At 54.0% G+C, this 10212-nt stretch carries 7 protein-coding genes and 1 pseudogene; 2 read left to right on the top strand and 6 right to left on the bottom strand.

Annotated elements, in window-relative coordinates; all coding sequences use genetic code 11:
- Positions 1-14 precede the first annotated feature (14 nt).
- The 3 genes from asmA to udk form a co-directional block, all read right to left on the bottom strand.
- Positions 15-1865: an outer membrane assembly protein AsmA gene (gene asmA, locus B9Y90_RS05945; RefSeq protein WP_085540555.1), complete on the bottom strand. Its 1851-nt coding sequence runs from the start codon at positions 1863-1865 to the stop codon at positions 15-17.
- Positions 1866-1911: 46 nt separating this feature from the next.
- Entirely contained in the window at positions 1912-2493 is a 582-nt protein-coding gene (gene dcd / locus B9Y90_RS05950) for a dCTP deaminase (RefSeq protein WP_039304717.1), read from the bottom strand.
- Positions 2494-2617: 124 nt separating this feature from the next.
- Complete coding sequence (gene udk / locus B9Y90_RS05955) at positions 2618-3259, bottom strand: uridine kinase (protein ID WP_008455103.1); 642 nt, start codon at positions 3257-3259, stop codon at positions 2618-2620.
- A 356-nt stretch (positions 3260-3615) separates the two neighbouring features.
- Between udk and B9Y90_RS05960 the strand changes: the two genes are divergently transcribed.
- Positions 3616-6948 carry a diguanylate cyclase gene (locus tag B9Y90_RS05960; RefSeq protein WP_085540556.1) on the top strand — a complete coding sequence of 1111 codons (3333 nt, stop codon included), beginning with the start codon at positions 3616-3618 and terminating at the stop codon, positions 6946-6948.
- Here B9Y90_RS05960 and alkA read toward each other — a convergent pair.
- Positions 6941-7786, bottom strand: coding sequence for a DNA-3-methyladenine glycosylase 2 (gene alkA / locus B9Y90_RS05965; RefSeq protein ID WP_085540557.1), 846 nt, complete (start codon positions 7784-7786; stop codon positions 6941-6943). The two genes, B9Y90_RS05960 and alkA, sit on opposite strands and share 8 nt — an antisense overlap.
- Before the next feature lie 161 nt (positions 7787-7947).
- Between alkA and yegD the strand changes: the two genes are divergently transcribed.
- The gene (gene yegD, locus B9Y90_RS05970) at positions 7948-9300 is read left to right on the top strand and encodes a molecular chaperone (protein ID WP_085540558.1); all 1353 of its coding nucleotides are present in this window, start codon (positions 7948-7950) and stop codon (positions 9298-9300) included.
- Between the two features lie 44 nt (positions 9301-9344).
- Here the strand turns inward: yegD and B9Y90_RS05975 are convergent, their stop codons facing one another.
- Both B9Y90_RS05975 and B9Y90_RS27650 read right to left on the bottom strand, forming a co-directional pair.
- Positions 9345-9641 carry a helix-turn-helix domain-containing protein gene (locus B9Y90_RS05975; RefSeq protein ID WP_039297031.1) on the bottom strand — a complete coding sequence of 99 codons (297 nt, stop codon included), beginning with the start codon at positions 9639-9641 and terminating at the stop codon, positions 9345-9347.
- Positions 9625-9989, bottom strand: a pseudogene (locus B9Y90_RS27650) (type II toxin-antitoxin system RelE/ParE family toxin). Before B9Y90_RS27650 ends, B9Y90_RS05975 begins: the two are co-directional and overlap by 17 nt.
- Positions 9990-10212 lie beyond the last annotated feature (223 nt).

A 10212-nucleotide genomic window follows, 5' to 3' on the forward strand; every position in this document is an offset into this window, starting at 1 on the left:
GGTTCTTTTAGTCGTTAAAGTTTATTCAGTAACTGCTTAGCGTCTTTCGCCTTGTCGCTCTCTTTATGCTTATCCAGCCAGTCATTGAGCCGACGCTTCGCTTCATCCTGCAGTTGCTTACGCAGCACCTGGTCAACCTGAAGCGTGTAATTCAGCTGCTGCCACGGCCCATAAACGCGAAGCGGAATAGCGGTGTTTTTTAATGTTTCAATCAGCTTGCTGTTGCTACCCTGCCAGCCGCCGCTGACTTTAATTGCAAACGTCGTATCCCCCACTTCTTTCACCAGATCCATCGTGCCTTCGCCGGTCAGGGACAGTACGCTGGACTCACCGACCATCTTCGTCATCGTCAAAAGCCCGTTATCCAGCGATGCCGAAGCAGAGAAGTGGTCAAGCTCGGTGACGTTCTCAGCATTTTGCTGCCCATCCACGCCCTCGTTGCTGCGACTGACCGCCTGCTGAATAAGCTGCTGGAAGTTCATCCCCTCAAGGCGAGAATGGGCCAGCTCAAGCTGGGCTTCTCCCTGCCAGTTACTGCGAAAATCTTCCGCATCCAGGCGTTCGCCGCTGAAATCACCCGTCATGGAAAACTGCCCGGTCAGCGCGATCGGATAATCAAAAGCAGTGAGAATTTTACCAATCTCAATGTTTTTCACCTGCGGCTGGAAGGCAAGCTCAGGCGTATCGCCGCTCGCGTCCAGCAAGCCCGGTAGCGAGAGAGTGCCCTGCCCCAGTTTGCCATTCAGCTGGTTAATATTGAGTTTGCCATTTTGGTTTACCAGCGCGGTTTGTACATCATTGAACGCCAGGCCACGCCAGCGGACTTCACCGGCATTGATATTCACTACGGCATTAAAATTACGCAGGCTGTGGTAGTTGGTTTCACCCTGTTCTTCGGCAATCACCGGGCCCGGGCGAGGCTGCTGAGCCTGCTGCGCCTGTTGGTTAATTGCGTTATCCGCGCCCGGTGGATTAGCCACCAGTTTGTCGAGATTGAGCAGGCGAGATTGCAGATCCACCGTCCACTGTGGTTTATCCTGCATCGTCAGGCTGACATTGCCCTGCAAATCACTGTCGTTAGCCGTGAGCTGCATATTTGTCAGCGAAAGCTGGCTGCTCGCGTTTTTCCAGCCCAGCCGTAGCGTGCCCGAACCGACGATGCCGCCAGCCGGAAGGTCGGCGCCCTGCAGCTGGTAGTCAATTTGGCTTAACGTGGCGTTTATCTGCTGTGGATAGTCATTGAGATCGACATCGGCAGTGACCGAAAGCGCTAAATCCCGCTGATCGCGGTTGATTTGGCTACTGAATTCAATGTGAGCCTGACGCTTATCATCCTGCGTCATTTGCAGGTTAATATTGCGGACCGTAACCTGCTCGTCATTGATATGCTGGAAGACCAGTACGCTGTCGACCACTTTAAGTTTCGCGACATCAAACGACCAGCCACGTCCGGTATCCGGTTCACTCACTGAGCCTTTTGGCCCTACCGGCGCGTTAGCCGAGAGCTTTGCTTCAGCCTCCGGAGTCAGTTGGATCACCGCGCTTTTCAGCATCACCTGGCGAACCTGAAGCTGGTGAGACAGCAGCGGAAGCAGCGCCACATCGAGGCGCATATTTTCCGCGCTGACCATCGGCTGGCTGGCGCCTGGCGCAGTCAACGACATACGGCCAGACAAAATACTCAGCTGCGGCCAGACATGCCAGCGCAGCGGCCCTTCCAGCTCAAGATGATAACCGCTGCGGGCCTCAACCTGACGAACCATATAACCACGGAAGTCGTTAGGGTTAACCAACAACACAAGTGAGGTCAGGCCGGCTACCAGCACAACCAGCAGAATCATCAACGTGGTTAAAAGTCGTCTCATAGCATTCTCCATATCATTCGCCACAGGGCGAACAACTCACAGCAATTCAGTCTTTATCGATACGGCTTGCCACCGCACCCTGCTGGTCGCGGTATTTGGCATCCTGGCGGCGGTTATAAGGGCGAGCGGCCGGCCCGGAGAGGGGTTCGAAACTCAACGCGCCAATCATCATGCCCGGACGAAGCGCCAGCGGCAGCTTCCCTGAATTGTAGAACTCAAGCACGATACAGCCATGCCAGCCCGGATCGATACGGTGGGCTGTGACGTGTACCATCAGGCCCAGGCGCGCTAACGAGGAACGCCCATCCAGCCAGCCAACCAGGTCATCGGGCAGCGTCACAGACTCCAGCGTAACCGCCAGCGCCAGCTCTCCTGGATGTAAAAAGAAAGCTTCGCCCTCATCCAGCACAATCTCATCACTCATCACGCGCTCTAACGCTTCGGTGACTTCATCTTTAGGGCCGCTGAGATCGATAAAAGGGGCGGTATGGCCGCTAAACGTGCGGAATTTATTGCCGAGGCGAACGTCCACGGTGGCACCGTTAATGCGTTCAACCGGAGGACGGGGGGTAATCGCTAAACGGCCATCATCCAGCCAGGCTTCGATATCACGATCGCAAAGGCGCATCGCAGATTCTCCTTATCAATCTCAGTTTTACACACACTGCCACAGAGCGCCGACGATAGCCAATTGGCAATGGAAGAGGGGTTCAACGTAAAAGCGAGCGGCTCACGCGCGCTCGCAAAGGTCTTTATTCAAAGAACTGACTGATTTTGGCTTTCAGAATATCGATGGCGATGCGGTTTTTGCCCCCGCGCGGCACAATAATGTCGGCGTATTGTTTAGAAGGCTCAATAAATTGCAGGAACATTGGGCGTACCGTTTTTTGATACTGCGCCATCACGGAATCCATTGAACGCCCGCGCTCGTTGACGTCGCGCTTCATGCGGCGCATCAGACAAATATCTAACGGCGTATCGACAAAGATGGAGAAATTCATTTCCTGACGCAGACGCGCATCGGTCAGCAGCAGGATGCCTTCCAGGATGATCACTTTCTTCGGAACCAAATGCACGGTTTGATCGGTGCGGGTATGCTCCACATAGCTATAAACCGGCAGTTCGATAGCTTTGCCAGACTTCAGCGTCTGCAAATGCTGGAAAAGCAGGTTGTGGTCCATCGCGCTGGGGTGATCGTAGTTGGTTTTAACACGCTCTTCCATCGACAGATGGCTTTGATCTTTGTAATAACTGTCTTCTGGAATGACACCAATGTGTTCATCGCCGACTTGCTCGCGCAGTTCACGATACAACGTGCTGGCAATGAGGCTTTTCCCTGAAGCCGATGCGCCGGCTATCCCGATGATGACGCATTGATGAGACTGATCGGTCATATTATTTACGGCCTGAATACGAAAAGTGTTGGAAGGAGGACGCGAAGGCGTCAAACGCCGCAATTATAGGGATAACCGCCGTTTGATACCAGTCTCTTCCCCTCTGCAATCGCGAAATTACGCGGCAAGAAGGCAACAAAGTGACAGCAGCATGACAGCGGAGCAGCCTCTGGCAACAGGTTAAGGTGGAATTATTTAATTACGTGATTTGGCTACGCAATTTCTGACGCTCTGTAGGTAAATTCTGACAAGCGAGCATAGGAATTGTAAATTGTTTGTACTAGCATAAACCGATTCTTTATTTATATGCATCCGGGCATGGCTCCTGGCGGCAGTGTCCAAGCGGATTTGCGGTAATGATTATCAAAAATAGACAAACAGAAGCCGCCTCCCACTCCTTGATACTGCTGGCTGGCTTAGGGTTACTCAGCTTTATTTTCACCCTCTACTCTCTGGAACTGACGGTAAAAGGCACCGATTTGGTGCCTATCTGGTTTACCACTTCGGTGATGATGGCGGCGTTTTTCCGTTCTCCTCTCCGTCAGTGGCTGGCAATTGCCGTGGTCTGCGCGCTGGGCAGTATTACAGCCAGCGCCGTCGTTTTTCCCTTTAGTGGGCTAAATATCTCGTTAACCGCGATAAATCTGATCGAAGCACTGCTGGGTGCTTTGTTGTTACGCCGCTTTTTGCCGCGGAAAAACCCCTTACAAAATCTCAATAACTGGGCTCGGCTTGCCCTGTGCAGTGCGGCGATCCCCCCGCTGGTTGGCGGCTTGCTGGTTACGCTATTGCCAATACCGGTTGACTCTTCCGCCCTGAAAACCTTCTTTATTTGGGTACTGTCCGAATCCATCGGGGCGCTGGCGGTAATGCCGGCAGGGCTGCTGTTTAAGCCTTATTATTTACTCCGTCACCGCAAAGCCGCTTTGCTGTTTGAAACCGTGGCCACCTTCGCCGTCACGCTGGCGCTCAGCTATTTTTCATTAATTTATCTGCCCTGGCCGTTCACTTTTATCATCGTCATTCTGATGTGGAGCGCCATTCGGCTGCCGCGTCTGGAAGCCTTTATTATTTTCCTTGTCACGCTGATGATGGTCTCCGCGATGATAGCCATCGGCAAGTTCCCGATGTTAACGCCCCACCCTCGCGTGCTGGAATATGCGCCGTGGCTGCCGTTCCTGCTGATTCTGCTTCCGGCAAACGTCATCACAATGGTGATGTACTCCTCCCGCACAGAGCGTAAACACATCACCGAAAGCGAAACGCGCTTTCGTAACGCCATGGAATACTCGGCTATTGGCATGGCGCTGGTCTCTACCGAAGGCAAATGGCTACAGGTGAATAAATCACTGTGCAAATTCCTCGGTTACTCCAGCGAAGAGTTGAGCGATCTCACCTTCCAGCAAATTACCTGGCCCGAAGATTTGAATCTCGATCTGCAGCACCTGAGCAAACTCGAGGCCGGGCACATCAATAGCTATTCAATGGAAAAGCGCTATTACACCAGTGCGGGCAATGTCGTGTGGGCCATGCTCACGGCGTCCGTTGTGCGTCATACCGACGGCACGCCGCTCTACTACATCGCCCAGATTGAAGACATCAACGACCTGAAGCATACCGAGTGGATCAACAAGCGGTTGATGGAGCGAATTACGCTTGCCAATGAAGCCGGCGGCATCGGTATCTGGGAGTGGGATCTGACCAACGATGTCATCAGTTGGGATAAGCGGATGTTTGAGCTTTACGACGTGCCGCCGCATACCAAACCCACCTACCAGCTCTGGCTGGACAGGCTGGTCAAAGAAGATCTTGCCCACTCGGAAACCGTTATTCGCGAGTCGTTAAAAAACCGCCTGCCGTTTAAGCTTGAATTTCGTATCCATGTCAAAGACGGGATCCGCCATATCCGTTCCCTGGCTAACCGCGTGCTGAATAAGAACGGTGACGTGGAACGGCTGCTGGGTATTAATATGGATATGACCGAGGTTAAGCAGCTCAACGAAGCGCTATACCAGGAAAAAGAACGGCTGCACATCACGCTGGACTCGATCGGCGAAGCGGTAATTTGTACTGATGTCGACATGAATGTCACCTTTATGAACCCAGTGGCCGAGAAGCTCAGCGGCTGGGCGCAGGAAGCGGCCATCGGCCAGCACATTCTGGCGATTCTGCGTATCACCTTCGGCGATAACGGCCCGGTGATGGAAAACATACACAGCGGCGATTTTTCCCGGAGCGCCATCGAGCAGGACGTCGTGCTGCATTGCCGCAACGGCGGCAGCTACGACATCCACTACACCATTACGCCACTGACCACGCTGGACGGCCAAAGTATTGGCTCCGTGCTGGTTATCCAGGATGTCACCGAATCCCGGAAGATGCTCAAACAGCTGAGCTACAGCGCCTCCCACGATAGCCTGACGCACCTGGCCAACCGGGTAAGCTTTGAGAATCACCTGAAGCGTCTACTGCAGGGCGCGATTGAACACCGCCAGCACCATGCGCTGGTGTTCATTGACCTCGACCGTTTTAAAGCCGTAAATGACTCCGCAGGCCATGCCGCCGGTGATGCTTTGCTGCGGGAGCTGGCGGCCATGATGCTGAGTATGCTGCGCACGGGGGATTTCCTTGCCCGCCTCGGCGGCGACGAGTTTGGTTTGCTGCTGCCTGATTGCTCCACTGAAAACGCGCGCTACATCTCCGAGCGCATCATTCGCAGCATCAACGACTACCACTTTATGTGGGATGGCCGCCTGCACCGCATCGGCGCCAGCGCCGGGATCACCCACATTGACGGCGATAATGCTATCGCGTCTGAAGTACTTTCCCAGGCCGATATTGCCTGTTACGCCTCGAAAAACAACGGCCGTGGCCAGGTCACGGTTTATGAGCCGCACCGCCACTATATGGAGCAAGGGCGCGAGACCATGCCGCTCGACGAACAATGGCAGGTGATCAAAGACAATCCCCTCCTGATGATAGCGATGGCGGTTGCGCCACCGCGTATTCCGGAGTCCACCTGTTTCTATCTCCTGACCCTGCGCTTCTGGGGCAACGAAGGGGACGTTATCAACGAACCCGCATTCCGCTCAGGCCTGGCCGACCCGGCGCTTCACCATGCGCTGGATCGCCGCGTGTTTAGCGAATTTTTTGAGAAGTATGCCACTCAGGTCGCCATGAAAGGCTTTGGCGTCGCACTGCCCGTTTCTGGTGCAGGTTTGGTCAGCGACACTTTCGTCAATGAGCTTCTGGAACAGCTGTCCACCAGCCGGATGCCCGCTCGTCTGCTGCACCTGACGATTCAAAGCAGCGATTTGCTTACGGAGCCACAGCGCGCGTATGCCAACCTGAAGCGGCTGCGCAAAGCCGGTTGTCGCATGGTGCTTAGCCACGTTGGGCGCGATCTGGAGCTGTTTAATACCCTGAGCCATCATCCGTTCGACTACGTGATGTTAGATCCCGACCTGATCCTCAACGTGCACTGTAATCTGATGGACGAAATGATGGTGACGATTGTGCACGGTCATGCCCAACGTATGACGCTGCAAACTATCGCCGGTCCAGCGGATATGCCTTTGGTGATGGATACGCTGTCGGGCATCGGCATTGATTTAATCTATGGGGAAACCATCGCCCAGCCGCAGCCGCTGGAGCTGCTGCTGGCTAACAGTTATTTCGGCATTAACTGACCGGCGTCCAGCCGTCGCTATACCAAATGTGTAGTAGCGCATAGGAGCGCCACGGCTGCCAGCGCTCGGCGTAGCGGCGGATCTGCGCCGTTGTCATATCGGGAAAGCGCTGTTTAATCAGGTAATCATCCGGCAGGAAAACGTCGTTGGCCTGCCAGCCGCGTAGAGCAAAATAGTTGGCGGTCCAGCGCCCGATACCCGGCAATGCTATCAGGGTTTTTATTCCCTGCTCCAGATCATCAGGTAACTGCAGCGGAAACTGCCCTTTCATCACCTCTCCGGCAAGATGCACAATCGCTTCTGCACGCTTAAGCGACATGCCTAAAGATTTCAGCTGTTGAATATCGCAGTTTGCCAGCGCCGAGGCATCCGGAAACAGATACCAGTCATCGTTACCTGCAAGCTTATGTCCGAAGGTCTTTGCCACTTTGCCGGTCAATTTTGCCGCCATCGCCACGCTGACCAATTGCCCGAGAATGGCCCGAATAGCCTGCTCGAGCGGGTCCATGCATCCAGGAAGGCGCAGGCCGGGCCGGGCTGCCGCCAGCGTGCCCAGGCTACTTAAAACCTGCTGCGGATCCTTGTCCAAATCCAGTAAGTTCTTAACACGCTGTAAAACTTCACCTGCCACAGGCTGCAGACCGTCGCTCAGCGTCACATTTAGGCAAAGATTCTTTTCGTCTGGCTCAAGCGTCACCAACCCGGCATATTCTCCCAGCGCGAAGCTGCGCTGATAGCGATTTTCGGTGACAATTTCCACGCCTTCCACGGCACGCCCCTGCAAAAACCTGAGGATCCATGGCCAGTCATAAGGCGGTTGATAGCTAAGGGTGTACATAAATAATCCTGAAGAGAATGAGCGTATTAGGCAGGCAACATTGCTTATTTAGCATACCGCCAAATACCGATTTCTGCCTTGCTTTCATATTCAGTTGCCCACGGACCGGCATTCCGCTAAAGTCGCCCCCCTTCTCACTGGCATGGGGATAATTAAAGAGAATGAAAATCGGTTTTGACTACGGAACGGCGAACTGTTCTGTCGCCATTATGCGCGATGGAATACCACAGCTGCTGGAGATGGAGAACGGCTCATCGCTGCTGCCTTCTATGCTCTGTGCGCCGACACGTGAAGCGGTAAGCGAATGGCTCTTCCGCCACCACGAAGTTCCGGCTACGGGAAGTGAGACCCAGGCGCTGCTGCGCCGCGCGGTGAGCTTTAATCGCGAAGAAGATATTGACGTACTGCCCGGCAGCGTAAAATTCGGATTAAGCTCACTTAGCCAGTACATGGAAGATCCGGAAGAGGTTTACTTCGTTAAATCGCCGAAGTCCTTCCTCGGCGCCACCGGACTAAAACCGCAGCAGGTCGCGTTATTTGAAGACCTGGTTTGCGCGATGATGCTTCACATTCGCAAACAGGCGGAAAGCCAACTGGACGGAACCATCGACCAGGCAGTAATTGGCAGACCGATTAACTTCCAGGGGCTAGGCGGCGAAGAGGCCAACCAGCAGGCTCAGGGCATTCTGGATCGCGCAGCGCACCGCGCTGGCTTCCGCGACGTGGTGTTTCAGTTTGAACCCGTAGCCGCGGGGCTGGATTTTGAAGCCACGCTTCAGGAAGAAAAACAGGTGCTGGTGGTCGACATTGGCGGCGGTACCACCGACTGCTCGGTACTGCTGATGGGGCCTGACTGGCACCAGCGTCGCGACCGTGAACAAAGCCTTCTGGGCCATAGCGGCTGCCGCGTAGGCGGTAACGACCTGGACATTATGCTGGCATTTAAACAGCTGGCTCCGCTGCTTGGCATGGGCGGCCAGACGGAAAAAGGCATCGCGCTGCCGGTATTGCCGTGGTGGAATGCCGTCGCGATTAACGATGTTCCGGCACAGAATGACTTCTACAGCGCGGCCAACGGTCGTTCGCTCAACGAGCTGGTGCGCGACGCGCGCGAGCCGGAAAAGGTAGCGTATCTGCAGAAAGTCTGGCGTCAGCGTCTGAGCTACCGCCTTGTCAGGGCGGCAGAAGAGAGCAAAATCTCGCTCTCCAACAGCCAGCAGGTTTCTGCCCTGCTGCCGTTTATTGCCAAAGACGTAGGCTGCAGCATCAGCCAGGAAGCACTGGAAACCGCCATCAGCCAGCCGCTACAGCGCATTATGGAACAGGTCACGCTGGCGATGGATAACAGCCAGGCGAAGCCTGAGGTTATCTACCTGACAGGCGGCAGCGCACGTTCTCCGCTGCTGCGCCATGCTCTGGCCCAACAGTTGCCGAATATCCCTATTGCCGGGGGCGATGACTTTGGCTCGGTCACTCAGGGGCTTGCCCGCTGGTCAGACGTAGTTTTCAGATAATCGCGTTAAAACATACCACTCAAACCGCAGGCCTCCTGCGGTTTTTATATCTGAAAACGCCGGTCGCTTTCTGGAAACTCCAGATGCAGCGAAAGTTTGCCCCCCAGCGCCTCAACGTAGCGCTTGAGCGTGAGCACTTTGAGATCGTTACCGCGTTGTTCAATCGCGGCGATTGCCGGTTGCGAAATACCCATTTTTTGCGCCACTTGTTTTTGAGAAAACCCCTGTTCCTCGCGCACCAGCTGCAACCCGGTTTCCAGAATTAAGACGTCTGTCATTGCGCGGATTTCGGCCTGCTCTTCCGGCGAGAACTCCGCCATTACTTCAGTTAACGTTTTCATTTTCATCCTCCAGTTCTGCCAGGTGATGTGCAAACTGCGTATCGGCCACGTTTATCTGCGCCTGATAAAAACGCTTATCGTTTGATTTGTCGCCACCACACAGCACAACGGCTCTGCGATGCGGGTCAAAAGCAAAAAAGATCCGATATGGCTTGCCGCGCCATAGCAAACGTAATTCCTTCATATTGGGATAACGAGATCCCTTTACCGTGTCCGCCTGTGGGCGGCTTAAAGCAGGCCCCAGAACTCAATATTGCCGAAGGCCGCCACAAGTCGTTTGCGGAGCTCTACGGGCTGGGCCTGATACCAAAAGTAGAAATAGTCGGTAAATATCACGCGCCATATCATCACTCACCTCATAAACTATAGATTATATTTGAAATATAAACCACAGTTTATTTTTCACTTCGTGATATGACTACTCCTGGGACTGAAACTTGCGTGACACCTCGGAAAACGTTTTGCGAAAAACAGTTTTATTTGGCCACAAAAACATCACTTACTTACTATATGTTGCTAATCTGACAGTACTTCATATTTCCTCCATCATTGAAGGGCTATCCGTTACTAA

The sequence above is a fragment of the Cedecea sp. NFIX57 genome (assembly GCF_900177785.1).
GTDB classification, from domain to species: Bacteria; Pseudomonadota; Gammaproteobacteria; order Enterobacterales; family Enterobacteriaceae; genus Cedecea; species Cedecea neteri_C.

What these genes read in the sequence shown, in the direction of transcription:
- asmA (WP_085540555.1), bottom strand. Translation starts at nt 1,865, where the DNA reads ATGAGACGACTTTTAACCACGTTGATGATTCTGCTGGTTGTGCTGGTA.
- dcd (WP_039304717.1), bottom strand. Translation starts at nt 2,493, where the DNA reads ATGCGCCTTTGCGATCGTGATATCGAAGCCTGGCTGGATGATGGCCGT.
- udk (WP_008455103.1), bottom strand. Translation starts at nt 3,259, where the DNA reads ATGACCGATCAGTCTCATCAATGCGTCATCATCGGGATAGCCGGCGCA.
- B9Y90_RS05960 (WP_085540556.1), top strand. Translation starts at nt 3,616, where the DNA reads ATGATTATCAAAAATAGACAAACAGAAGCCGCCTCCCACTCCTTGATA.
- alkA (WP_085540557.1), bottom strand. Translation starts at nt 7,786, where the DNA reads ATGTACACCCTTAGCTATCAACCGCCTTATGACTGGCCATGGATCCTC.
- yegD (WP_085540558.1), top strand. Translation starts at nt 7,948, where the DNA reads ATGAAAATCGGTTTTGACTACGGAACGGCGAACTGTTCTGTCGCCATT.
- B9Y90_RS05975 (WP_039297031.1), bottom strand. Translation starts at nt 9,641, where the DNA reads ATGAAAACGTTAACTGAAGTAATGGCGGAGTTCTCGCCGGAAGAGCAG.